Annotated in this window: 25 protein-coding genes and 1 riboswitch; of the genes, 11 read left to right on the forward strand and 14 right to left on the reverse strand. The window is 46.4% G+C overall.

What is annotated here, in order from left to right; all coding sequences use genetic code 11:
• Positions 1-52 precede the first annotated feature (52 nt).
• The 4 genes from BLV33_RS12275 to BLV33_RS12290 all read right to left on the reverse strand — a co-directional run bounded on the left by BLV33_RS12275 (position 53) and on the right by BLV33_RS12290 (position 4,940).
• Positions 53-1,780 (reverse strand): ABC transporter ATP-binding protein, encoded by a 1,728-nt coding sequence (locus tag BLV33_RS12275; RefSeq protein ID WP_090791524.1) that lies wholly within the window; start codon positions 1,778-1,780, stop codon positions 53-55.
• Positions 1,777-2,460 carry a TetR/AcrR family transcriptional regulator gene (locus tag BLV33_RS12280; protein ID WP_090791528.1) on the reverse strand — a complete coding sequence of 228 codons (684 nt, stop codon included), beginning with the start codon at positions 2,458-2,460 and terminating at the stop codon, positions 1,777-1,779. The genes BLV33_RS12275 and BLV33_RS12280 overlap by 4 nt, the downstream gene beginning before the upstream one ends.
• A gap of 238 nt (positions 2,461-2,698) precedes the next feature.
• The gene (locus BLV33_RS12285; protein WP_090791533.1) at positions 2,699-3,871 is read right to left on the reverse strand and encodes a serine hydrolase domain-containing protein; all 1,173 of its coding nucleotides are present in this window, start codon (positions 3,869-3,871) and stop codon (positions 2,699-2,701) included.
• Between the two features lie 82 nt (positions 3,872-3,953).
• Positions 3,954-4,940 (reverse strand): Gfo/Idh/MocA family protein, encoded by a 987-nt coding sequence (locus tag BLV33_RS12290; protein ID WP_090791536.1) that lies wholly within the window; start codon positions 4,938-4,940, stop codon positions 3,954-3,956.
• A gap of 164 nt (positions 4,941-5,104) precedes the next feature.
• Here BLV33_RS12290 and BLV33_RS12295 point away from each other — a divergent pair, with 164 nt between their 5' ends.
• The 3 genes from BLV33_RS12295 to BLV33_RS12305 all read left to right on the forward strand — a co-directional run bounded on the left by BLV33_RS12295 (position 5,105) and on the right by BLV33_RS12305 (position 7,227).
• Positions 5,105-5,911 (forward strand): N-acyl homoserine lactonase family protein, encoded by an 807-nt coding sequence (locus tag BLV33_RS12295; protein ID WP_090791538.1) that lies wholly within the window; start codon positions 5,105-5,107, stop codon positions 5,909-5,911.
• 21 nt (positions 5,912-5,932) lie between these two features.
• The gene (locus BLV33_RS12300) at positions 5,933-6,397 is read left to right on the forward strand and encodes a MarR family winged helix-turn-helix transcriptional regulator (protein ID WP_090791541.1); all 465 of its coding nucleotides are present in this window, start codon (positions 5,933-5,935) and stop codon (positions 6,395-6,397) included.
• Between the two features lie 125 nt (positions 6,398-6,522).
• Positions 6,523-7,227 (forward strand): VIT1/CCC1 transporter family protein, encoded by a 705-nt coding sequence (locus BLV33_RS12305; protein WP_090791543.1) that lies wholly within the window; start codon positions 6,523-6,525, stop codon positions 7,225-7,227.
• A gap of 92 nt (positions 7,228-7,319) precedes the next feature.
• On the opposite strand, the gene BLV33_RS12310 is transcribed toward BLV33_RS12305, so the two are convergent.
• Positions 7,320-7,514: a hypothetical protein gene (locus BLV33_RS12310; protein ID WP_090791545.1), complete on the reverse strand. Its 195-nt coding sequence runs from the start codon at positions 7,512-7,514 to the stop codon at positions 7,320-7,322.
• 119 nt (positions 7,515-7,633) lie between these two features.
• Positions 7,634-8,521 (reverse strand): alpha/beta fold hydrolase, encoded by an 888-nt coding sequence (locus tag BLV33_RS12315; RefSeq protein ID WP_090791547.1) that lies wholly within the window; start codon positions 8,519-8,521, stop codon positions 7,634-7,636.
• 100 nt (positions 8,522-8,621) lie between these two features.
• Here BLV33_RS12315 and BLV33_RS12320 point away from each other — a divergent pair, with 100 nt between their 5' ends.
• On the forward strand, positions 8,622-10,085 hold the full coding sequence (locus BLV33_RS12320; protein ID WP_090791549.1) for a PAS domain-containing sensor histidine kinase: 1,464 nt from the start codon (positions 8,622-8,624) through the stop codon (positions 10,083-10,085).
• Here the strand turns inward: BLV33_RS12320 and BLV33_RS12325 are convergent.
• Both BLV33_RS12325 and BLV33_RS12330 read right to left on the reverse strand, forming a co-directional pair.
• Positions 10,060-11,604 carry a sensor histidine kinase gene (locus tag BLV33_RS12325; protein WP_253187233.1) on the reverse strand — a complete coding sequence of 515 codons (1,545 nt, stop codon included), beginning with the start codon at positions 11,602-11,604 and terminating at the stop codon, positions 10,060-10,062. The genes BLV33_RS12320 and BLV33_RS12325 overlap by 26 nt on opposite strands.
• Positions 11,605-11,607: 3 nt before the next feature.
• Entirely contained in the window at positions 11,608-12,309 is a 702-nt protein-coding gene (locus tag BLV33_RS12330; protein WP_366414807.1) for a response regulator transcription factor, read from the reverse strand.
• A 205-nt stretch (positions 12,310-12,514) separates the two neighbouring features.
• On the opposite strand from BLV33_RS12330, the gene BLV33_RS12335 reads away from it, so the two are divergent.
• Together BLV33_RS12335 and BLV33_RS12340 are read left to right on the forward strand one after the other, a co-directional pair.
• The gene (locus BLV33_RS12335) at positions 12,515-13,840 is read left to right on the forward strand and encodes a DUF1800 domain-containing protein (protein WP_090791553.1); all 1,326 of its coding nucleotides are present in this window, start codon (positions 12,515-12,517) and stop codon (positions 13,838-13,840) included.
• A 21-nt stretch (positions 13,841-13,861) separates the two neighbouring features.
• Positions 13,862-15,115 carry a DUF1501 domain-containing protein gene (locus tag BLV33_RS12340; protein ID WP_090791555.1) on the forward strand — a complete coding sequence of 418 codons (1,254 nt, stop codon included), beginning with the start codon at positions 13,862-13,864 and terminating at the stop codon, positions 15,113-15,115.
• A gap of 1 nt (position 15,116) precedes the next feature.
• Here BLV33_RS12340 and BLV33_RS12345 read toward each other — a convergent pair whose 3' ends face one another.
• The 6 genes from BLV33_RS12345 to BLV33_RS12370 form a co-directional block, all read right to left on the reverse strand.
• Positions 15,117-15,749, reverse strand: coding sequence for a hypothetical protein (locus BLV33_RS12345; RefSeq protein WP_090791559.1), 633 nt, complete (start codon positions 15,747-15,749; stop codon positions 15,117-15,119).
• A 9-nt stretch (positions 15,750-15,758) separates the two neighbouring features.
• Entirely contained in the window at positions 15,759-16,487 is a 729-nt protein-coding gene (gene queE, locus BLV33_RS12350; protein ID WP_090791562.1) for a 7-carboxy-7-deazaguanine synthase QueE, read from the reverse strand.
• Complete coding sequence (locus tag BLV33_RS12355) at positions 16,477-16,926, reverse strand: 6-pyruvoyl trahydropterin synthase family protein (RefSeq protein ID WP_090791566.1); 450 nt, start codon at positions 16,924-16,926, stop codon at positions 16,477-16,479. Before BLV33_RS12355 ends, queE begins: the two co-directional genes overlap by 11 nt.
• A complete protein-coding gene (gene queC, locus BLV33_RS12360) occupies positions 16,923-17,588 on the reverse strand; it encodes a 7-cyano-7-deazaguanine synthase QueC (RefSeq protein ID WP_090791570.1) in 666 nt (221 codons plus the stop codon). Before queC ends, BLV33_RS12355 begins: the two co-directional genes overlap by 4 nt.
• A 51-nt stretch (positions 17,589-17,639) precedes the next feature.
• Positions 17,640-17,684, reverse strand: a riboswitch (PreQ1 riboswitch).
• Between the two features lie 61 nt (positions 17,685-17,745).
• Positions 17,746-18,564, reverse strand: coding sequence for a dienelactone hydrolase family protein (locus tag BLV33_RS12365; protein WP_090791574.1), 819 nt, complete (start codon positions 18,562-18,564; stop codon positions 17,746-17,748).
• A 108-nt stretch (positions 18,565-18,672) separates the two neighbouring features.
• Positions 18,673-19,008 (reverse strand): hypothetical protein, encoded by a 336-nt coding sequence (locus BLV33_RS12370; RefSeq protein ID WP_090791578.1) that lies wholly within the window; start codon positions 19,006-19,008, stop codon positions 18,673-18,675.
• Positions 19,009-19,253: 245 nt separating this feature from the next.
• On the opposite strand from BLV33_RS12370, the gene BLV33_RS12375 reads away from it, so the two are divergent.
• The 5 genes from BLV33_RS12375 (at position 19,254) to BLV33_RS12395 (ending at position 24,592) form a co-directional block, all read left to right on the forward strand.
• A complete protein-coding gene (locus BLV33_RS12375) occupies positions 19,254-19,784 on the forward strand; it encodes a PadR family transcriptional regulator (protein WP_090791583.1) in 531 nt (176 codons plus the stop codon).
• An 18-nt stretch (positions 19,785-19,802) separates the two neighbouring features.
• Positions 19,803-21,326, forward strand: a complete 1,524-nt coding sequence (locus BLV33_RS12380) for an MFS transporter (protein ID WP_090791585.1) — start codon at positions 19,803-19,805, stop codon at positions 21,324-21,326.
• 189 nt (positions 21,327-21,515) lie between these two features.
• Positions 21,516-22,802: an ABC transporter substrate-binding protein gene (locus tag BLV33_RS12385; protein WP_090791588.1), complete on the forward strand. Its 1,287-nt coding sequence runs from the start codon at positions 21,516-21,518 to the stop codon at positions 22,800-22,802.
• Between the two features lie 78 nt (positions 22,803-22,880).
• A complete protein-coding gene (locus tag BLV33_RS12390) occupies positions 22,881-23,756 on the forward strand; it encodes a carbohydrate ABC transporter permease (protein WP_090791591.1) in 876 nt (291 codons plus the stop codon).
• Positions 23,756-24,592 carry a carbohydrate ABC transporter permease gene (locus BLV33_RS12395; protein WP_090791596.1) on the forward strand — a complete coding sequence of 279 codons (837 nt, stop codon included), beginning with the start codon at positions 23,756-23,758 and terminating at the stop codon, positions 24,590-24,592. The genes BLV33_RS12390 and BLV33_RS12395 overlap by 1 nt, the downstream gene beginning before the upstream one ends.
• The last annotated feature ends 15 nt before the right edge of the window (positions 24,593-24,607 follow it).

The following is a 24,607-nucleotide window of genomic DNA, read 5'->3' on the forward strand; positions in this document are numbered from 1 at the left end:
CCCTGATTTCCACCCGGGCCTCCTCCAAATCCTTGAGGCTTGCGTTCATCACTCATGCGATTACCTCCTCTGCCATTTGCGAGGATACGATTTCCCGATACACCGAGCTTGTTTCCATCAATTCCCGGTGAGTTCCAATCCCGGAAATCTCCCCTTCATTCAGAACGATGATGTGATCCGCATCCATAACCGTGCTGACCCTTTGCGCTACGATGATTATGGTGGATTCGGTCGTTTCCCTCTTTAACGCGGCGCGCAAATTCGCGTCCGTCTTCAAATCCAATGCCGAAAAGCTGTCATCGAAAACGTAGATTTCAGGCCTTCTGACCAGCGCCCTTGCAATGGACAACCGCTGCTTCTGTCCGCCTGACAGGTTGGCGCCGCCTTGTTCAATGATCGACTCGTAACCCTCCTTCATCTCTAAAATGAATGAGCTGGCTTGTGCAATTTCAGCCGCTTTCCGGATCTCATCGTCTGTGGCGTCTTCTTTGCCATAGCGGATATTTTCTCGAACCGTCCCTGTAAAAAGTAATGCCTTCTGCGGCACAAATCCAATTTTTGCCCGCAAACTCTCTTGGGTCATACCTCGCACTTCGACGCCATCCACATAGATGCTGCCGCTATCTATATCATACAATCGCGGAATCAAGCTGATCAGCGTCGACTTACCGGATCCCGTACCGCCAATGATTGCCGTGACTTCTCCAGGCTTAGCCTCAAACGATATGTTTGAGATCGCAGGCTTCTCTGCGCCCGGATAGCTGAAGGTCACACGATCGAAAACGATGTGCCCGCCTCTCCTCGTCGCCGCCTTCGCTGCTACACTATCGACAATCTCGGGTGCAGTGTCCAAAACCTGATTGATCCGCACCGCGGAAGCGGAGGCGCGAGGCACCATGACCAACATCATCGATACCATGACCAGCGAAAACATGATCTGCATCGCATATTGCAGGAACGCCATCAAATCGCCGATTTGCATGCCTCCAGTGCTGATGCGGTTTCCACCGAACCAAATGATGGCGACAGACGTAAGGCTCATGATCAGCATCATCATGGGCATCAGTGCAGCCATGATTTTGTTCGCTCTCACCGCGGTATCGGTCAAATCGAGATTCGCTGCATCGAAACGCTGCTTTTCGTGCTCTGTACGATTGAAAGCTCTGATGACGCGAACGCCAGTCAGATTCTCACGCAGGACTAGATTGAGCTTATCGATCTTGGTTTGCATCGACTTGAACAATGGGATGCCTTTCCGCACGATTAAATAGATGACCAGTGCCAGTATCGGAATGACGCTGATAATGACAAGTGACAGCTTAGGATCTTTAGAGATCGCCATGATGGTTCCTCCGATGCACATCATCGGGGCTGAGATCATCATCCGCATCATCATCAAAAGCACCTGCTGCACTTGAGTAATGTCATTCGTCGTGCGAGTAATTAGCGATGCCGTGCCGATTCGGTCGAATTCCTGCAGCGAGAAGCTCTCGACATGCGAGAAAGTTCTACCACGCACAATCTTCCCGAATCCAGAGGATATCTTCGATGAATGATAGCTGGTGATAATCGAAAACACACCGCTTGCGACAGATACCAGAAGCATGAACCCCCCTATGCGCCATATATATCCGTTATCCCCCGTAACGATTCCTTTATTGACGATGTCCGCCATAAGCGTCGGCAAGTACAACTCGGATAACGACTGCAGGAAAATGAGGATAAGCACCAACCCAATCGCCCATCGATACGGCTTTAAATACTTGAATAACTTGATCAATTTTCATCATCTCCTTTCGAGTTAACTTGCATAGGCGGCGCAACAAGAGACATACAACAAGCAATCGCATCCTTGATATCTTGTTGTATCGTCTGAGCGATTTCTGCTTTGCTCTTGCCTTGATTCTGCAGCTCTTGATTCATCTGCCTTAGGTACATCATGCCGGACATCACCACTCCCCAATACTGTCCTGCAAGGAGTTTTGGGGCCATTCGCCGAATTTCTCCAGACTCCATGCCTCTTGTCAGCGTATTTTGGATGACCTGGATATTCTCGAAATGCCAGGTCAAGTTTTTCAATTCGTCCGGTTTAAACAGCTCGTTCAGATCATGACGCATGCGCATAAAGAATTGAACGCTCTCAGACTGCTCCAGCATGTTGTTGTACATCGAGCTTACAAATTTCTCTAGTATCTCGCAGACGGGATCTTCCTTGTCGAAATGGGAATGAAGGTGCTTTTGGGATTGGTCGAACATATACTTAAACAATTCCCGGAAAAGCGCGAGCTTATCTTTGAAATAGTAATAGACCAGTCCTCTGGCGACTCCTGCCTGCTCCGCCACATCGCCGATTTCGGCCGCGGCGTATCCTTTCTCCACATATACTTTCAATGCGCCGCGAATAATGGCGTCTCTGCGTTGACATCGGATTTCTTCGTTCTGCTCTTTATTGCGTGGCAACTTACATCACCTCTTTTTTTCATTGACTTTCATGTCAACCAAAGTATATAACTGATTCAAACCTCATGTCAAGTGCTCCACTCACCCACCCTCCGGCTCCACAGGTCGGTTTGCTACACTCTTGGAAAAAACCATGCTTCCAGTGTTGGTGTTGTAACTTTTTCAAAAGAAAAAAACCGTCAGGAAATTCACCTGACGGTCCTTGCCCAGGGATGATCCCAGGAATAAGTAACCAAGTTTACAATGCGCCGTATACAACCGACCTGATTCTCGCCTGATAATTTGATTCGAAATTCGGCCACATCTGCTGCATAAAGACAACAGACAGCTCCTCCTTCGGATCAATGAAAGCAAAAGTGCCGGCCATGCCGCTCCAACCGTACTCACCCGGATTGCTATTGCTCCCTGATGCCGGGGGATCTATGTGAACGCGAACACCTAAACCATAGCCATAACCTGCATGATGAGGAGATTTGTGAAAATCCGCCAACTGCTGCGGTCCTAGATGGTTAGAGGACATTAGCTGAATCGTGTTTGGGCTCAAGATTCGTACCCCGGAGAACTCGCCGCCATGAGCAAACATCTGTGCAAATCGGTCGTAATCCGCAAGCGTCGACAGCAGGCCGCCGCCGCCGCTTTCAAAGACACCATCCAATTGGTAATTCGCATCCAAGGATGTATTTTTAGTTAATGTTCCATCTTCAGAATAACTATATAGGCTGCATAGGCGATCTTTTTTCTCGTCAGGAATTCGAAAGAAAGTGTCATTCATGCCGAGCGGATCAAAAATCTCATCCTTCAGGAATTGGCCAAAGGATTGGCCGGACAAGACCTCGATCAATGCGCCCAAGATATCGTGATTCAAGCCATATTTCCATTGTGTGCCCGGGTCGAAAGCCAAAGGCACTCCAGCCAATACCTTGGTCACCATCCGATTGTCGTATTTTTCACCGCCTGCGTCTTCTTTTTGCTGTTGCTCCAGCATAAGCTTACTGATATGGCGCTCGGTCTCGGTCTGATTCCCTCCATAGCTGATTCCGGAGGTCATCGTAAACAAGTCCTTAATCTTGATGGAGCTCGCTGCCGGAGACGTGAACAGCTCACCGTCCTCGTTATATCGATACACCTGCGGATTGGCAAACTCCGGGAGGTATTTCTCTAGCGGATCGTTCAGCAAATATAGCCCTCGTTCGAATAACATCAATGCTGCGGTGCAGGTAATCAGCTTGGTCATGGAATAAATGCGATAAATGGTATCCAAAGCAATCGGCTTCTTCATATCTAAATCTGCATATCCAAAGCATGATTGATATAAGGTTTCTCCACGCCTAGTAACTAAACATGCAGCACCCGATGGTCCCTTTTCGATAAAGCCTTTAATGAGCGGATCGAGCCTTTTAAACTTATCCATTGAATGCACCTCATAAATTTATTTGATAGTTAAAAATGCCAAAAATAGATGTAAGCTTTGCAATTAGCCGATACTGAATAAATTACTTCAAATCCGCCGCAAAAACCAACCCGATCTGACGTCTAGTCTCATCAATTACCTCCATGGCAGCCAAAGAATTCGCATGCGAATTTACGGTAGACTCTACCCTTCCGCTCTTCATTAGTTCGATAAATTCCTTCACTTCGTAATGCATCGATGGCTTCACTTGCGGCACGGTTATATCCTCAACGCTTCCGTCTTTGTAATGTATCCTCACGCTTCCCGGCTGATTGATTTTATCGATCACGATCGTGCCGTTCTCTCCTTGAATTTCGGCTGGCAAATAAGAGTTGGAAATTTTCGAGTGCTGAATAACTGCGTCCATGTCTTTGTAGCTCATTACCATGCTCCCTTCGCCATCCACTCCGGATGACAGCAGGACGCCCGCCGCTTGAACAGAGTTCGGCTTTCCAAAAAGCGTCACCAGCGGGTAAAGGCAATAAATACCCAGATCCATCAAGGAACCATTGGAGTAAGCAGGATTAAACGCATTAAGGATGTTCCCTTGCTTAAAAGCATCATAGCGCGAGGAGTATTGGCAATAGCTCGCAAAATATCGGCGTACCGTGCCAATTTTATGCAAGTTATCCACAACGGCTCTAAAATTCGGCATCAAGGTGGATTTTAATGCCTCCATCAGAAGGACATTGTTCATTTGGGAGGCGGCTATCATTGCTTTGGTCTCGGCTGCATTAGAGGCGATGGGCTTCTCGCATAGTACGTGCTTTCCATGGTTCAAAAATACAATCGTTTGCTTGGCGTGAAAAGAGTTCGGGCTAGCGATGTAGACTGCATCCACTTGGTCGCTCGCGGCCATGCTTTCCAGATCCGTGTAAAGGTTGGGGATATCGTATTTAGCAGCAAAATCCTTCGCCCGCTCTTCTGTACGGGAATAAACAGCAGATAACGCGAACTCCTCCGACTCAAGCGCTGCTTGAATGAACTGCTCTGTAATCCAGTTCGTTCCGATGACTCCGAATCGTATCATGGTTCTTCCTTTCTGTGCGGGAGTTAGATAACTTCCGCCTCTTTCTTCTACAATAATTGTATCAGATTTCACAAAGAGACCCAAAGAATAGTTGCAATTAAATGACACGTCATCTATTATTGGTTAAATGACACATCATCTAATTGGAGGCAAATCAATCAACTATGACGAATATTCACGTTTGGCACACCGGATCGGTATATATTGATCAAGCCCTGGCATTTCGGGAAAAAACCTTTCACCCGGCTCCGTACACCGGCTTACTGCGGCCAAGCTCCAAAAAACAATGGGTCCCCGTATCCGCCTATTTTATCGAGCATCCGAAAGGGAAAATATTGATAGATACCGGCTGGAGCGAGGAAATTCGCATCGATCAACGCAAGCATTTGGGTTGGTTATCAAACGCGATGTATAAGGGCCTCCTGCCAGCGGGTGAATCCGTTCGTGAGCGCTTGGACTCGCTCGGAGTTAAGGATTCTGAGCTTGACTATGTACTGCTTACGCATCTTCATTCGGATCATGTCAGCGGTGTAAAGCATGTCCGGCATGCCCGGAGTATCTTGACGAGTGAACAGGAGTGGACTGCCGCGCAGCGAGATTTCGGTTATATCCGTTCCATGTGGCATGGAGTCCCCATCCAAACCTTTGCATTGGAAACGATCCCGTTCGGACCTTATAATAAAGGGGTCGATCTTTTTCAAGACGGTTCGCTTTACCTGGTATTTACCCCTGGCCACAGCAAGGGGCTGTTTTCCGTAATGGTACAAACCTCGGAGGGATGGGTGTTGCTGGTCAGTGATGTGGGATACGCTGAGCGTTCCTGGAAAGAATTTGTTCTTCCGGGCTTAACCCCGCTGTCAGAGGAAGCGATCCATTCTTTGCGTTGGGTTCAGGAGTTCTCAAGAAGAGACGATTGTCGAGCAGTGCTCGCCAACCATGACCCTGCTGTATCCCCGCAGATTATTACTTGAACAAATGGAGGATGGCTCACAATGAGAGCTTTACATCTTGAAGCTGAGCGGTTCCGCTACTACATTCTTGCTGCTCAGCGACTGGGACAACGACAGTTAAATGATTTTATGAAAACGATAGAGCTGACCGTTTCACAATCAGAGGTAATTCGAGTGCTGGAACAGTGGCAGCCGATTTCACTAAAAGACTTGGGCTCCCTATTGATATGTGAAACGGGAAGCCCGTCGCGGTTAATCGAACGAATGGTTGAGGACGGACTTGTCGATAAGGTTGCCAACCCTTCCGATGCAAGGTTTGTATGGCTGCAGTTGACGGAAAAAGGCATGGGCAAAGCAAAACAAATCATGGAATTCGAAGAGAAGCTGTATAAAGACCTGGAGTCAATATTGTCGAATGATGAGATGACTTCCGTCAGTTCAACGCTTGAGAAAATGTTGTCGCACTTCCCCATTATCGATACTTTGCGCAAGCGGAATCTACTCTAAATTTGTTAAGTTAAATCTAACAAGGTTTCAAATTCGATCAAGACCTACAATGTATGAAAATGCATTGTTTTTGATCGAAACGTAAACCATAGTCGCAAAGGGTTTATGGAAAGGAATAGAGAACAATGAAGAATTCAGCACACAAAGAACACACTGAAAAACATTTTGCGGCTCCCGATTTGATTCGGGATATTGTGATTGGCATGTCGGATGGGCTAACGGTTCCATTTGCTCTTGCCGCGGGATTATCAGGGTCTACTTCTTCAACGAATATTGTAGTTATTGCTGGACTTGCTGAAATCGCAGCTGGTTCTATCGCCATGGGGCTAGGCGGTTATCTGGCTGCACGAACCGACAGGGAACATTATACAAATGAGTTGGAGAGAGAACGACGAGAAATCATCGAGGTTCCGGACCGGGAACGCGAGGAGGTCGCCGACGTTCTAAGAAGCTGGGGACTTCGTGAACCGGATATCAACTCGGCTGTTGATGCGATTATTGAAGATTCAGATCGATGGGTTGACTTCATGATGAAGCATGAGCTTGGGCTGGAAGAACCTGAACCCAAAAGGGCAAGAAACAGCTCATTAACCATTGGTCTATCGTATATTGTAGGCGGATTCATCCCTTTGTCACCTTATATATTCATCCATCAAGCCAATACAGCGTTATTGACATCTGTGATTGCAACCTTGATTGCATTGTACATTTTTGGTTATGTCAAGGGGAGATTTACCGGTTCAAGACCATTTAGAAGCGCCTGGCAAACAACACTGGTCGGTGGTTTGGCAGCGGGCATGGCTTTTCTGATCGCCAAGCTTATCTCTTAGGTGATTGATTCTCCATTTTGGATTCTTTTTTGCTCCTCGCAAAATGAGAAAAAGCTGCATCCCTTATCGGGAAGCAGCTTTATTATGGCTGATTAGAATGCATGTATCTCGTTGCTCTTGATTTTACAAACAATCATATTATGGCGCTTATATTTCAAGACAACGGCCTTTAAGCTGGCTAGGACTTCCTTGGCTTCTTCGAGATATTCCTCATTGCCAAAAATCTCGTAGAGTCTCATATAATCATTATATTCATCTAGCCACTCATTGAAGTAAGATGATGTCAAATGAATCACTCCTTAATTCAAGATATACCGGCAGCTTATCTGGATTTGAATGTTATACCTACATTATAATAAATTTAATAGAATTAAAAAAGTGAAACTTACAAAATAAATTTTCCAGTTTAATTGATCGGACGCACCTCAGTACCCCCGAAAAACGAGATCATCAAAGCATTGATCGTTTCCGGCTGTTCCATGGCCAGCCCGTGGCCAGCATCAGCAACTAATTTCGATTGTATATACGGAACTAATTTATTGGCTCTAGCAATCGCCTTCAAGGGATCATACTGAATATCTTGATCGCCAATGAGCAGCAGTATCGGGCATTGAATGGCTTTCAACTCATCATCCTTCATGTAGCTTGGAAATAACTTATTTTTTGGCATCGCATTTTGCATGCCCACAATAAATTGGTTTCTCAAAATCACATTAACTTGATTGCCTTTGCCGGTCATTTCGTTCATTAGGCCATTCAGCCGTTTGGTTGTCGGGAAGATGCCGGCGAGAAGGCATTTGATGAAAAATTTCTTGCTCTGTACCTGAAAAGATGCTGCCGGACTCATGACCACCATTTTATGGATAAGCTCCGAAGAGTTTGCAGCCAAAACCAAAGCTATGAATCCGCCGTATGACAGACCTGCGACATGAGCCTTCTGAATGCGCAAACCGCTCAAAATTTCACGGAACCACCTTGCACATTCTTCTTTGTTTTTAATCTGCCAAATCGCTTCGCTCTTGTTAATATCACCGAGGAAATCCACAGCATAGGTACGATACTGTTCGCTAAGCGGCTTTATATTTTCAATCCACATGGTAGAGCTAAAGCCAAATCCATGGAAAAGAATTAAGGGCTCGGCACCTTCCTGTCCTGAAACCAGTACGTGTGTTTTGCCAAAAGAAGTGTCTATGTATATCGATTGGGCTGGTGCATCCCATTCTTGAAGCGTTCTATCGTAGGCTTGAATAAAAGCTTCCTTCGCTCCGTTTTTGTTTCTGTAAATAGAATTCATAATATTTGATTTTCCCCCATTGTTAGATGTCTCAGTAAAATGTATATTACATTATAATAAGCATTTGGCATAATAAACATTTGGTAAAATAATTGGGCAGGTGATTCCTATTAACATTCATTATTTTTCTGACGATAAGAAAAAGGTTCAGCTGCTTAATTCCTTCTTAACCCTTAATACAGACGGTATAGTAATTGTTGATTTAGAGGGAAAAGTTTTGGGTGTGAATAAAAAATTCGAGGAGCTTCACGGATGGACAAGGGATGAACTTATAGGAGAAGTTCTACCCATGACTCCAGCGGATTTAAGAGATGAAGCGCTGTATCAACAAATTATACAGGGTGAAGCAATAACAGGTCTCGAAACTTTAAAATTACGCAAAGATGGCAGCTCCTTTTATGCGAATATTACGATTTCGCCTGTTAAAGATGAACATGGACAGGTTATTGCTTTCGTTGGCATCGAGAGGGATATTACGGAAAAGAAGAAAGCGGATGCCGAATTGAAAGAAAGCGAAGAACGTTACCGCGTTCTGGTAGAATCCTCCCCTGAGCCTATTGTGGTTTATGAGGATTTTATCATTGTATTTGTAAATCCTGCAGCGTTACAGCTTATTGGTGCCGGGAGCGCAAAGGAAATGATAGGCGAGCCCGTATCCCGATTTTTACATCCGGACGATTTAGCCATTCTGCCTGAACAGCTGGGCCAGTTATTTACAGAACAAAGAGCCTCTGACATTGTGGAAAAGAGATTGATTCGTTTAGACGGTGAGATCATCTCTGTTGAAGTCAAGGCTGTACCGATTAAATTTCAGGGCAAGTTATCGGTCCTGTTGTTATTTCGTGACGTGACGTTTCGAAAAAAGACGGAAGAAATCATCCGAAGATCCGAAAAGCTTTCCGTCATCGGTCAGCTCGCAGCAGGTGTCGTTCACGAAATTCGAAACCCATTGACGGCTCTCAAAGGTTTTTTGCAGCTTTTAAAAGAAAAACAAACCAATTATGTAGATATCATGATGGTCGAGGTTGACCGAATTAATTATATCGTTAATGAATTTATGAGCATTGCCAAACCCCATGCCCTGACTTTTGTAGATGCTGACTTGGTCCCCCTTATTGAAAATGTAGTCGAATTCATGCAGCCGCAAGCTCTACTGTTTAATGTACAGATGAGACTGAACCTGTATTCCGACTACTTCGTTATACAATGTGCGCCCAATCGGATCAAACAAGTACTCATGAATGTTCTAAAAAATGCCATTGAGTCGATGCCCCACGGAGGTTTTGTGGATATCACAGTTTGTAATAAGAGCGACGGGAAGATACTCATTCAGGTAGCCGATCAAGGTACGGGGATTCCCCAAGAACAATTGGCCAATTTAGGGGAACCCTTTTTTTCAAGTAAGGAGAATGGAACTGGCTTGGGCTTGGTTGTTTGCTACCGAATTATCGAGTCTCATAAAGGGGAAATGACAATTGAAAGTAAAATCAATCAAGGCACTATTGTAAATATTGAACTCCCCTCCAATGCCGGCCTCTCTACGGCTTGGGAAGCCGAATCATGAAAGTCGTACCGATACCAAGCTCGCTCGTTACAACAATCTCGCCTCGATGTGCTTCTACGAGATGTTTGACGATGGACAATCCAAGTCCGGTCTCACTGCGCTCTTTGGTACGAGACGGATCGGATTTATAGAACCGTTCCCAGATATGCGGAAGATCGGCTGCCGATATCCCTTTACCCGTATCGATTATTTCAATAACCGTATATGCATCTGTGGAAGTACCGATCAACCGGATCGTACCGAACTCGATGAATTGGATGGAGTTCTTCACCAAATTGATAACGATTTGCATGATGCGATCGTAGTCTCCATAGAATAGGACCGTTTCCGGGCAGTCGATCAGCAGCCGCAGGTTTTTCTCCTCAACGAGCACCCCAAGTGATTCGCAGGCAACCTCGAGCAGCTCGTGCAGCGAGTATTCTCCGTATTTCAATGTAATATTGCCGCTGCCGATACGCTCCAGATCAAGCAGCTCGTTGATGAGTCGAATCAGACGAAACGTTTCCTTTTCAATAATGGCATAATAACGCTTCTGTTCGGCGGGTTCGGTGACAAAATCATTTTTCAATCCTTCGATGATGCCGCGAATCGATGTGAGCGGTGTTCGCAGTTCATGAGTCACATCGGTGATGAACTGGCGACGATTCATTTCATATTGCTCGAGCTTGCTCGACGCAGCTTCGAGCTGGTCAGCCATCGAGTTTAAATCTCGCGCCAAGTCACCAAGCTCGTCCGTACGTTTCGTATTGACGCTCGCCGAATAAGTGCCGGCGGCGATTCGCTGCGTTGCATCGCGCAGCTTATGCACAATTCGGCTCATGCTGCGCGAAAGCAGTAAGGACACACCGAAAGCGAGTAGCAGGGCCGAAAGTAATAGCAGTAGTACAGTGCGATTGACGGGCCGAAGCGATTCGTTCAGCCCTTGCTCAGGGGACATGACGAACAGATACGCGGTTTGACTTTTTAGCTTGACCGGACGTGGCAGAACGAGCAGAGGATCCGGCGTCTCCTTCTCAATGCGAAAGCTTCCAGAGCTCGGAACGATTTCGGGAATATGCGCCTTCAGGGATTGGAGGAACGATTTGCTCTTATATTCCTGGGACAGTGTCCGTTGGTCGCGGGATAATACATCGCCGTTCTTGTTCATCAAGACGTACGATATTTTGCGTTCGGACATTGCGGATTGAAATGCAACATCTGGCTGCGGGGTTGCAGTTGGAGTGCTGCCACCACCTGCCTGCTGCGGGGTTGCGGTTGGAATGCCGCCACCACCCGGCGTTACTCCCGGCTGGGAGGGAGAGGCGGCTCCATGATTTGCAGCATTCTCCTCGTTTTTCTGGATGGTCCGGGTGATGACACTTGCGTAGCTAATGAGCTCTTTTGTTTTCATATTATAAATATCGTTCTTGATATAATAGCGGAAACCAATACTGACGAAGGCAACAATTAATATAACTAGCAGGAAATGACTCAGAAACTGCCTGTAGAAGAAAGTGAACTTCAAGCGTGGGAACTTCATCACTCAAGATTCCTCCAGCTTATATCCGATTCCCCAAACGGTATAGACCAAGGGTCTCTCCGGGGTCGATACTTTGTTGCGAAGCCGCTTGATATGTACATCGACGGTACGTTCTTCACCGAAATAATCATATCCCCAAACCTTCTCGAGCAGCTGCTCGCGGGTAAATACCCTCTTCGGATGATTGACAAACAAGCAGAACAGGTCGAATTCCTTCTTTGTCAGGTTATCAATGGTCCTGTCATTGATACTTACCTTTCGGGAAGCCAGATCGATGTATATTCGGTCGTGCTCGATCGTTTCTTTGATTGCGGCGGAGACAGACTCTTGTTTATTTCCTGCATGCGTGTATCGGCGGGAGACGGCCTTTATGCGGGCTAGCAGCTCAATTGGACTGAACGGCTTCGTCACATAGTCATCTGCACCTAGCTCCAACCCCATCACGCGGTCCTTCTCCTCACTGCGAGCAGTTAGCAGAATGACAGGAGTTTGCATCGAAGCGCGAATTTCCTTGCACAGTGTGATGCCATCGACGAATGGAAGCATCCAGTCGAGGATAATGAGATCCCATTCTTGCTGATTCAGATGCTTCCTGACTGCCAGTCCATCATGAATGAAAGTAACTTGAAAATCTTCATTTTGAAAAAAAAGTTGCAGCATCTCGCACACGGATTTGTCGTCTTCGGCAATGAGCAGCTTGATCATAAGCACCTCGGAAAAAATGGAATAGAAGCCAGCAACACCAGCAATGCGGATCCTGTCTAAAAGAAGAGTTTATTGTCTTAAGCATAGTGGGAATGGAGAAAGTTGACAAGCAGTCTGGATGCTTTTTTCGGAAATACGTTTTTTTTGTATAAGTTTTGTAATAATTATCCGATAAAATAATTATAAGAGGAAAGGAGTGGCAGGTATGGGATCCGGATGGACGGACAAGGAGGCGGCGCATTTGCTGCGCAGAGCCGGATTTGCATCGCTTGGCCATGAGGTCAAAGCGAGCGTGGCGCTCGGCAGACAGGAAACAGTGAAGCGGCTGCTGGACGGAACACCACTCATGGACACAGAAAACGGTGCAAAACTGGCATCCATGGAGGAACTGCAGGCGGATGGCAAGCCGCTGAAAGCTGATGATATCACCGATCAACAGCTGTATTGGCTGTACCGAATGGCTCATACAAGCGCCCCTTTGACGGAGAAAATGGCGTTGTTTTGGCATGGACATTTTACCACTTCATATAGGAAGGTTAATGACGTGCCTTTGGTGGTCCAGCAAATCGAGCTGTTCCGTAAGTTGGGATTGGGCAGCTTCAAGGATCTCGTGCTTGCGGTCGGCAAGGATCCGGCCATGATGCTTTGGCTGGATGTGAACAGCAACCGAAAAGGCAAGCCCAATGAGAACTATGCCCGGGAGGTCATGGAGCTGTTCACACTGGGGATCGGCAATTACACGGAGCAAGATATCCGTGAGGCTGCCCGTGCTTTCACCGGGTGGCATGTAGAAAAAGCAAAAGGCGAAGTAACCTATCAACCTAAACAGCATGATGACGGAAACAAGACGGTTCTTGGCCAAATGGGTAAATTTGATGCTCCAGGGATTGTTGGTGTGCTGTTCGACCAAAAAGCGCTCCCGATCTTCATGGCGCGGAAGCTTCTTCATTTTTTCGCAACGGAGACACCCTCGGACGAATGGGTGGCTGCAGTAGCGGCAAATTTCGCGTCGATGAAGACAATCGGCGCGGTGCTAGGCACCTTGTTCATCTCCGATGAGTTCTACGATGAAGCGGTCATTATGTCACTCGTGAAGACGCCGGTCGAATATGTAGTGGATTGGATGCGGGCATTCTCGCTTCCACTGACGCGCGGCTTTGCTGGTGCTCTGCGCAAAATGGGGCAAGAGCTGTACTTGCCTCCAGATGTAGCTGGTTGGCGTGGCGGCCAGACATGGCTTATGTCCTCGTGGCTGCTGGCGCGATACCAATTCGCAGAGAGCGTGGCATTCAAATTAAACGGCACGATACTGACATCACCCGATTACATACCGGACGATAAGACGTCCGCAGCGGCCTGGATAGAGCTGTGGTCGAACCAAATTGGTGTTGGCCAACTGGGCAAGACAACATCGGAGGTGCTGACAGCCTATGTTAGTGATACATTTCTATATGCGAATCAAAGAAATATGACCGGTCTGCGCGGACTGCTTCACCTTATGATGGTGAGCCCCGAAGCACAGATGATCTGACAAAAGGGAGGCGACCTGAAAATGAAAATGTCGCGAAGAGATTTTCTCATTAAAGGCTCGACAATGATAGCTATGATGGGTATCGGGGGTCCGCTGCTGCTCGCGAATAAAAGTGCGGGATTCGCTGCCGAAACTACACCCGGTCTGGCTGGTATCAATGACCCTGTACTTGTGGTTGTGCAATTGTCCGGGGGCAACGATGGCATTAATACCCTCATCCCTTACAATCAAGGGGTTTATTATGATTCCCGTCCTACTCTCGCTATCGCACAGAAGGACGTGCTATCCTTGGAAAACAATGGTGTCGGTTTCCATCCAAGCCTTAAGAGTCTGCAGGGACTCTATCAACAAGGCAAAGTTGCGGTCGTACAAGGCGTTGGCTATCCGAAGCCGGATCATTCCCATTTTCGCTCCATGGAAATATGGCAGACCGCGGAACCGGACCAATGGATCCAGAGCGGCTGGCTCGGTCGTTACTTGGAATCCTCGATGGCTCGCAGCACGAATCCACTAAAGGCGCTGCAGATCGGTAACGATACGAACAAAGCGTTCCATTCCAATTCAGTGTTTACGCCTGTCATTCAATCCCTGGATTCGTTTAACTTTCTCGACACTAAGATTAACCTCGGAGCGCAGGACAAGAATCGGTTGACCAAGGCGTTTATGGACATGTACGATCCCACCAGGCAAATGACGCAGGTGCGAGTTGCAGCCCGGAAGGGCTCGGAAGCGTATCATGCAGTTGAAGCTCTCCAGTCGCTAAGCGCCGTTTACTCCAGCAAGGTTGAATACCCGAAAACGGGCTTTTCCAAAGACTTGCAGCTTGTGGCCAAGCTTCTTTCCGGAGGCTCCGGCACACGTGTCTTCTACACGCAAATCGGCGGCTTTGACGATCATGCGAATGAAAAAGATCAGCATGCGCGCGTTCTCAAGGATGCGGATGGAGCGATCGGAGCCTTTTACAACGACTTGACGGCGTTGGGGCTTCAGGACCGTGTCGTGACCGTTGTCTTCTCGGAGTTCGGCCGAAGAGTGAAGGAGAACGGCAGCGGCGGCACCGACCACGGAACAGCAGCTCCGATGCTGGTCATTGGTGGACGTATTAAAGGCGGCCTTTACGGCGAATATCCGAAGCTCAGCAACCTCGACAATGGAGATTTAAAATACAACGTAGATTTTCGTTCTGTGTATTACACGCTCATCGACGATTGGCTTAAAGGCGATGCGAAGACTGTGCTGGGCAAATCCTATGAAAAGTTAAGCTTCTTCGTTTGATCTATGTAAGTGCTGCGCGCAATTGGGAGACGATATAAGACCTGTAGGCAATGGCATCTTTTTGCAATAGTGGACAAAAATGACCGACGTGAGGGCTTGAAGGGTTATCATTAGGGTACTTCGCGATAATACGGTTGCTGGAATTGCTCACGTCAGTATAAACTTGGTCTTTTCTTGCGTTTAATATGGCTGAACGATTCAATGACCAACCTAACCAGATGATAGAGCTCGGGTGGTTATTCAACAATTGATTGAAGTCTGTTTCAAGTTCATTAAGATAAAGACCATCCCTCTTTAGTTGTTTGTACATGCTGATAGCTTCGTTCATATTACCATTTCTGTAATTCATTAAATTATTAAGATTCACTTTACCCTGAAAATGAGGCTGTGCTTCCAAAACCATTTCGCTAATATGAAGCATGGTTCTATCCATTTTGATTTTTCCAGTCACAACAAGATTATCCGTTCGGAGAAAAGAATTCCATTCTTCCATATCCATTAGCTGACATGAACCAGGGTTTAGGCCAATCCCCAGAATAACAGGTCTATTACCTTCGCCAAATATCATCTCGGCGTTAAGTCTGAAAATATGTTCACCTTTTTTTATAAAAGATCCGAAACCCTGAACCTTCAAATAATCACCTCATACCCCACGTTTGTTTCCCCAAATCCATGTATGCAGCTGCGGAAGGACACGAACAGATTTTAACTTGGTTGAATCCATGACCTGTTCGATCAGCCACTCGTACTTTCTTAGCAACCGACTCAGCATTACGGTCGCATCTACTTCCTTAAGATCATCGTTACCCGTCTGCAAATATAACGATACATGCGGATAACGCTCATGAACACGGCTGGCGTATTCCAGATCCTGCTCGTCAAAAATGACGATCTTCAGGCTGAAGCTGCTGCCGCTCCTGGAAAGCTTCTCTATCATATTGTCCAAGATGCCCCAGTCGGTTACCATGTTTGAGCTTGGCGGCTTCGGAGACAATGTCATCTCATCGATCAGCAGGAACCAATCCTGCCAACGACTGCCCTGGGTCTCAATGGCAACCTTGACTTCCCGTTCATGCAGCAGACCGATCAGCTCCTGCAGGTTTGCCAGCAGTGCTGGATTTCCCCCGGAGATGGTCACATGGGAAAAGGTATCTCCTCCTACAGCAGACAACTCAGATACAATCTCTGCAGCTGTCAGCATGCGAATTTCGTCCTTGGCCGAACCATCCCAGGTAAAAGCTGAATCGCACCAAGAACAGGAGTAATCGCAGCCGGCAGTGCGGACAAACATCGTTTTTTGCCCAATGACCATGCCCTCCCCTTGTACGGTTGGACCGAAAATCTCCATAACAGGAAAGCGGCTAGACGTCATGGCTTCTTCCTCCTGCTGCTGGTCGGTAGACAATATAACTCGTCGGCGTTTCCCGCAAAAAGATTTGCACGCATTGAGGTTTATTGTCCGTTTGATCCAAATGGGCTTGAATTATTTCATAAATCGTTCTCGCCACGACCTCTGTAGTAGGAAATCGGTTCGGATCTTCATCGCTGAACAATGGCTTATGCTCATTCAGCAGTGAATGATCGAAGCGGTCATGAATGATTTGTTTGATCACCGAAAAATTTGCCAAAAACCCTGAAGCATCAAGCTCATTCCCTGCGATAGTCAAATTGGTAAAGTAAGTATGGCCATGGATGCGGCTGCACTTCCCGGCAAGATCGCTAGGAATATAATGGGCGGCTGCGAATTGAAAATCTTTATTGAGCTCATAACTGAACGGATGAACCACCGATGGATAGATTTGCTGCATCATGATGGCGTCCCCTCACTCTTCACCGCTAAATACTCCTGCAGCCCTTTAGCCCGCAGACGGCAAGAAGGGCATTCCCCGCACCCGTCAGAGATAATCCCGTTATAGCAGGTAAGCGTCTTTTCGCGCACGTAGTCGAAGGCGCCAAGCTCGTCCGCCAGCTGCCAGGTTTGTGCTTTTGACAGCCACATCAGCGGTGTCTCAATCACAAACGGATAGTCCATCGCCAGATTGAGCGTCACATTCAGCGATTTAATAAACACATCCCGGCAATCCGGATAACCGCTGAAGTCGGTCTCACAGACTCCGGTAATGATATGTCTAGCGCCAGCTTGCTTGGCCAATACGGCTGCAAAGGACAAGAACAGTAAATTTCGTCCATCGACAAAGGTCGTAGGCAGTTGACCCTCTTTGACTTCAATCTCTATGTCTGAACGCGTTAAGGCATTGGGAGCAAGTTGGCTCAGCAGCGACATATCCAACACATGATGCTTGATATTTTGCTCCTTGGCTATTTGCGCGGCGCATTCCAATTCAAGACTATGGCGCTGTCCGTAATTAAACGTTACTGCCTCTACCTCTCCGAATCGCTGCATGGCCCAGAAGAGGCAGGTTGTGCTGTCTTGACCGCCGCTGAAGACGACGATTGCTTTTTCATGTTTCATCTTTGGTTGATCTCCTTCTTCAAAATGAAAAAACGATACCCAAGGAGGTATCGTTCCTTAGTTTTTTATAGAGGGTTGTTCTAGAACCTCTCCTGAAATCAATAAATGGCGACTTCAGAGTCGTATGATTTTATCTATACTATACCATAACTCCGGTCTAACGGGTCAAGGCATCAGACAGAAAAGTGAGCATCCGGGCAAACGAAGCCCTGGAAGCATCGGGATGGTAAGACGGCCGAGTATCGTTAAAAAAAGCGTGCGGCGCATCGGGATAAATATGAGATTCGAAAGATTTGGAGGCTGCCTTCATCTCACTTGCAAAAGCCGGAATCAATTCCGAAATTCGCTTATCCTTCTCACCGTAAAATCCGAGAACCGGACAGACAATAGAGCTGATTTTTTCCGCTTCAGGGGGATTTCCATAATAAACAACCGCCGCTTTCAATTGAGGATCCTCGCAGGCCAGCCATCCTGATAGTGCACCGCCCAGACAGTAGCCGACCGAGGCTACACCTTCTCCCTTCGAATAAAGGTACTCCTCACGCAAAAAGCTGGCTGCACGCTTCACAGTGTCAGGAAATCGAGCTTTGCTGTATCCACCGAAAATCGCATCCAACGTCTCATTAATCCGCTCAGCCTGACCCTCGGGCATATCCGTCATATACAGCTTCCGTTCTTCCGGATTCCGCCCTGCGGCGGGGGGAATAGAGTCCATGAAGCTTTTTGCCTGATCCAAGCGATCGGCTTGTAAATAATCCTCTTGGTTTCCCGCATAAGAATACAGATCAGGTGCGAATGCAACATAACCCGCTTGGGCTATCCGTTTAGTCACATCCTGTATATGCGAATCAACACCCCAAATCTCCTGAATGACGATAACTGCAGGGGCTGTCCCATTAAGCCTGTCTATGCGCGCGACAAACCCGGTATATTCACCTTGTTCTCCATATGTTACCCATTCCGTTGCCACTGTCATTTCTCCAATCCTCCCTTCATAATGAAAAAACGATACCCTCTATAAGATACCGTTGCTTATTTCCTTATTCAAATATTATCATTACAATATTCATTTAATCAAAACATTTCAATAACTAATGGCTTTGTCCCCTTTAACAAGTCTATGCAGCTGTTCTTCGCTCGTAATTTCTAAATTAACTAATGCCTGACCCACATCGAAATGGATATTTGCCAAGTACCACATACGGGTTCTGGGAATAAGTGATTTTCTAAATTTTATAAATAATACGGGTCGATAGGTTTTAAGAACTGTCATAAATTCGATCGTTGGAGGAATGAAGTCTCGTACTTCAGAAACTAACCTAAAGAAGTCCCTTATTTTTAGGCCATCCGCTGTTGTTCCGTTTAATTCTCTGATCATTGAAAAGAATTCATCGACTAACTCATTTCTGTCTATGACCACGCATGTCACCTTTTCCTCTCTGCTGTGCAATTTTTATGTATAGGTATATGTGCCTACTTAGCGTAATGTTTTTTCCAATAAATTACAACGCAATTCGCTTGCATGAGAACGCAAAAGTTGGAATATGCTGTGCAATTAGATCAACAGGCATTAAAAACTTATTAATAATCGATATATATTGATTCGATATAATATTTATGATAAATTATTCTTAGATAATTTTAAATTGAACATAAAGGGTGGTGATGAAGCTGAACAGTCAGGATGTAATCCTGGGAATTTTAATGCATGAGAGCATTTCCGGCTATGATATCAAACACAAATTCGAGACGATTTTTTCTTACTTTTATAATGCCAGCTATGGAACCATCTATCCGACCTTGGGCAAAATGGAGAAGGATGGCTTAATCACCAAGATGAGCGTCATGCAGGAGGGAAAGCCGAACAAGAATGTATATACGATTACTGAGGAGGGGAAGAGAAGCTTTCACCAGTACTTATACAGTGAGATTCAAGACAATGAGATGAAGTCGGATTTTCTGGTTCGGCTGCATTTTGGCGAGATGGCGGAACCGGGTTTGGTGAGACATTGGTTAGAAAAAGGGCTTCAAAAGGCAGAAGAGGAACTAAAAAAGATTAAAGCGGATGAGCAGCGCTATAAGCCATATATGAGTCCAACGCAAGAAATCTGTATTGAAATTGGCATTACAAATAAAGAAAATGTTCTAAGGATTCTTAAGGATAAATTATCCAAGCTGAAATCCATGGAACCATAAAAGGAGAAGAGAACCATAATGGCAAAAGAAAAAACAGGGCTTATCATTCTAGCGATGGCGCTAGGATTGCTCATGGCATCGCTGGACAATACGATTACATCGTCAGCCATCAGCCATATCATTAAGGATATCGGCGGGTTTGATAAAGTGAGCTGGGTATTCACCGCTTATATGTTAGCCTCCACAAGCACCATGCTGGTATTTGGGAAAATGTCCGACTTGTTCGGCAGAAAGCTGTTTTATTTAATAGGAATAAGTATCTTCCTGATTGGTTCGGCACTGTGCGGAACGGCTACGGATATAACACAATTGATTTTTTTCCGTGCTATTCAAGGCATTGGCTCTGGAGCACTGTTTCCGATTAGTTTTACGATTATTTTTACAATCTTTAATGATCCGAAGCAAGCAGCGAAAATGTCGGGTGTATTCGCAGGTATCTTTGGGCTGTCGTCGGTAGCAGGACCGCAAATCGGAACCTTTTTATCCGAGTTCTGGGGCTGGAGATGGTGCTTCTACGTCAACCTCCCTATCGGGATCATGTCGTTCCTTGTCCTCTTGTACGCTTTGAAGGAGTCTCGCTCGGATCGTCGTCCGAAAATTGACTATTTGGGCACTGCGTTTCTCGTCATTTGCACCGTATCACTTATGCTTGCTCTTGAGTGGGGCGGCAAAGATTATGCATGGAGCTCTTGGCAGATCATCAGCTTATTTGCAACTTCGCTCCTTATAGGGATTCTCTTCATACGGGTCGAATTGCGAGCCTCGGAGCCGGTACTTCCTTTATCTTTGTTCAAAAATCGCATGGTCGTTGGAATCAGTTTAGCTTGCTTATGCCAAGGGGCTATCATGTTCTCGGCGATTGCGTACTTGCCCATTTTCTCGACAGCTGTTCTCGGTCAGGCAAACTCTAACGGGCTGCTGACACCGATGATGTTTTCACTGATGGTAGGCGCTATTGGTTTCGGGTTTCTCCAAAATTTATTATCTTATCGCACCTTAATGGCAAGCTCGATGACTGCTGGTATTGTAGTAAGCTACTTGCTCAGTACTGTGAGCCATAATGCTTCTACATGGTACATGATGGGATTGATGGTGATCTTGGGTCTAGGGGCAATTGGCCCTCTAATGAGTGTGGCCCAAAATGCCATGGCCGCTAGCGTGGATCGCAAATATATTGGCATCAGCTCCTCAATCGTAGGCTTCTGGCGCAGCATCGGCGGGGTTCTGGGAGCCTCTATTATGGCGACTGTAGTCAATAACAACCTGAAGACCTTGATTGAAGGCGGCGCGGCAGCCCATAATATTCCGGCCGATAAAATAAGTACATTAGCCAATCCGGAGCTGCTTGTCAGAGCTGGCGGCTCGGTTCCCAAAAGTATTTTGGACTTCGTCAGAGATTCGCTCGGAACGGCGATTAATCATGGTTTTATCCTTTGTATCGTCTTTGCGGTGGCGGGTGTTCTCGCTGCAGTGGTAGCAGGGCCAGGCAGGTATGTAAAGCCAGTTCAACAAGCTGAACCGCAAGCTACTAAAGTGTCGTAAAATGTAAGAAAATGATAGACTGCAGCCCTGAGGGCTGCAGTCTTTTTGCTATTTCAACAAAGCGCTGTTGATTTGGGTAATGATGCTAACTGGTGAATAAAAATGGAGAATAACAGTAAAATAAGAAAAGCTAAGAAAATTAGTAAAATATAACGCTTTTACTAAATAGTTTTCCGGGAGGCGTAAGTTTTGAAAAAAGTAAAAAAAGTGTTCAGTTTATTGACAGCTGCGGCTTTGTTCACGGCAATGATGGGCTGTGGAAACGCCAATAAAGGTGCCAGTCCGGGTTCTCCAGCCGCTACAGGATCGACTTCCGCGTCGGCACCAGCCAAGAATCTGAAGAAAATCTCGATTTTCCAGTCGAAGGTGGAGATCGCTACATCGCTGGAGAATTTGGCTAAAAAGTATACGGCTGAAACTGGCAATGCCGTTGATGTGTGGGGCTCCGCAGGAGATGCTTACACGACGCAGCTGCAAGCTAAGCTGACCAGCAACCAAGGCCCGTCACTTTTCAGCGTCGCTGCAGGCTCTGAAGCTGAAAAGTTCAAATCCTACTACTATGATATGAGCAACGAGCCCTATGTGAAGAATATCGCTCCGAAAATGGCATTGATAGCTGATGGCAAAACCGTTGGGGTTCCGTACGGAGTAGAAGGCTTTGGTTTGGTTTACAACAAGAAATTGGTGGATCCGAAGAATGTCACGGATCTTGCGTCTTTCACCAAAACGCTGCAGGATCTGAAGGGCAAAGGTGTAAATCCTCTGAGCCTTTCCCAAGAAGCTTACTTCCTTATTGGACACATCATCAACACTCCATTCGCTTTGCAGCCAGACCCGGTAGCCTATATTCAGAAGCTGAACAAAGGCGAAGTAAAAATGGCGGACACCAAAGAATTCCAAGAATTCGGGAAATTCATGGATGCCATCAAAGCCAACTCCACCAAGAATCCGATGGAAGTGAAATACGACACCCAGATGGGTGACTTCGCAACAGGCAAAACGGCCATGGTTCATCAAGGCAACTGGAGCTATAGCATGCTGAAGGATTACGGGACTTTGAGTTTTGACATAGGCATGATGCCGTTCCCGCTAGCCGGCAATAACAAACTGGCAGTAGGTCTGAGCAGCAACTGGGTCATCAACGGTAAAAAAGACGCTGACGAAATCAAGGCTGCAAGTGCCTTCCTGAATTGGCTGTTCACAAGCGATACGGGTAAAAATACAATTGTGAATGAATTCAAATTTATCCCAGCCATGCAGAATATCGATGCAACAAATTTGGATCCGTTGTCCAAAGCCGTATACGATGCAACGAAGAGCGGTCAGACGATTCCTTGGGCGATGACCTACTTCCCGCAGGGCATCATCGTTAACGATTTGACTCCGGCAGCACAGGAGTACTTCCTGAAAAAAGACATGACCGGCGACCAGCTCCTGCAAAAGCTAGATGCTGCATGGGCTAAAGCCGCTAAATAAAATCGTACCTTTTAACAGTATAAGAAGAAAGCCTAAGCATCGAGCGTTAGGCTTTTTCACCGGAAAGAAGGAATCGATTTGAGAAAGAGAAAGGACAAAGCGTGGTTCGCTTTATTTACAGTTCCGCTGCTTTTTATTTTTACAACGGTTGTCATTATTCCGTTTATCATTGGTATTCTTTACTCGTTCTATAAGTGGGATGGCATTCCCGCCAATCCCAAAATCTTCGTCGGGTTTGATAACTTTACGCAGATCTTTCATGACGATCGCTTCCTGGCATCCGCTTGGAACACCGTGTTATTTACCGTACTGGCTATGATCGCCGTGAATGTGCTGGGTTTGGTTTTTTCACTGATCGTGACTACCAATCTTCGTGCAAGCAACGCGGCTCGTACGATGTTCTTCATGCCGAACCTGATCGGCGGTCTGATTCTCGGTTATATCTGGCAATTTATTTTTTCGGACGTGTTCAACTTTATTGGGAGTAAAACAGGTCTTCACAGTATCTTCTTTAACTGGCTGCTCGATCCGCAATTCGCATTATGTGCGATGGTCATTGTCTTTACGTGGCAGATGGGCGGTTACACGATGATAATATACATCGCAGGCATTCAGGGAATTCCGGACGAAATGTTGGAAGCCGCCAGGGTGGATGGCGCCAACTTATGGCACAGATTGACCAAGATCATATTCCCGTTATTGATGCCGGCTTTCACGATCTGTTTGTTCCTGACGCTCTCCGGCGCATTTAAGATCTTCGACGTGAACCTGTCATTGACCAAGGGTGGTCCCAATAATGCCACGGAAATGTTCGCCATGAACATTTATAATGAAATTTTCGGCTACAGCCATTACGGAATCGGCCAGGCCAAGGCGATTGTGTTTTTCTTGGTCGTGGCGCTCATCACATTGACACAGGTTATCATTACCAAGAGGAGAGAGGTGCAAATGTGATGAAGAGAAATGGTAAGTATGTACTCGAAATCTTACTTGTCATCCTTGCAGTTGCCTTCTTATCACCTGTCTACATTATGGTCGTCAACTCCTTCAAAAACCGTGCGGAGCTGTACCAAAATGTATTGGCGCTGCCTTCTCAATTCAGCTTCCAGTACTATTCACAAGCGATGGAGAAGATGAATTTTCTCACGGCGTTCGGCAACTCGTTATTTGTTACCGTCACTTCCGTTCTGTTCGTGATTGTTTTGGCTTCCATGACCGCGTGGATGCTTGTCAGGACAGACAACCGGCTGAGCAGATACATCTTTTTGACGCTCGTGGCCACGATGCTTATTCCTTTCCAGACATTAATGATGCCTTTAATGCAAGTCATGGACTTCATAAGAACGAATCTTCAAATCCCGATGCTGAATACGCATGGCGGCTTGATCTATATGAACGTTGGCTTCCATGCCAGCATGGCGGTTTTCCTTTATCACGGCTTCATGAAGTCTATTCCGGTTGCTCTTGAGGAAGCAGCAACCATAGACGGGGCCAGCAAATTCGGTGTATTTTGGAGAATCGTGTTCCCTATGCTGAAAACCATCACGATCACCATTGCAATTTTGGATGTGATCGCGATATGGAATGACTATCTGCTGCCATCCTTGACCCTTTCGGATAAAGGGCTGCGCACGATTCCGTTATCGACCTTTTACTTTTTCGGAGAGTTCACGATTGTGTGGAACCTCGCGATGGCCGGCTTGACCTTAACAATTATTCCTGTTGTCATTTTCTACATCTTCTCGCAGAAATATATTATTAAGGGCATTGCAGCAGGTGCGATAAAATGAAAATCTTTGATGTTT

The sequence above is a fragment of the Paenibacillus sp. GP183 genome (genome assembly GCF_900104695.1).
GTDB lineage: Bacteria > Bacillota > Bacilli > Paenibacillales > NBRC-103111 > Paenibacillus_AI.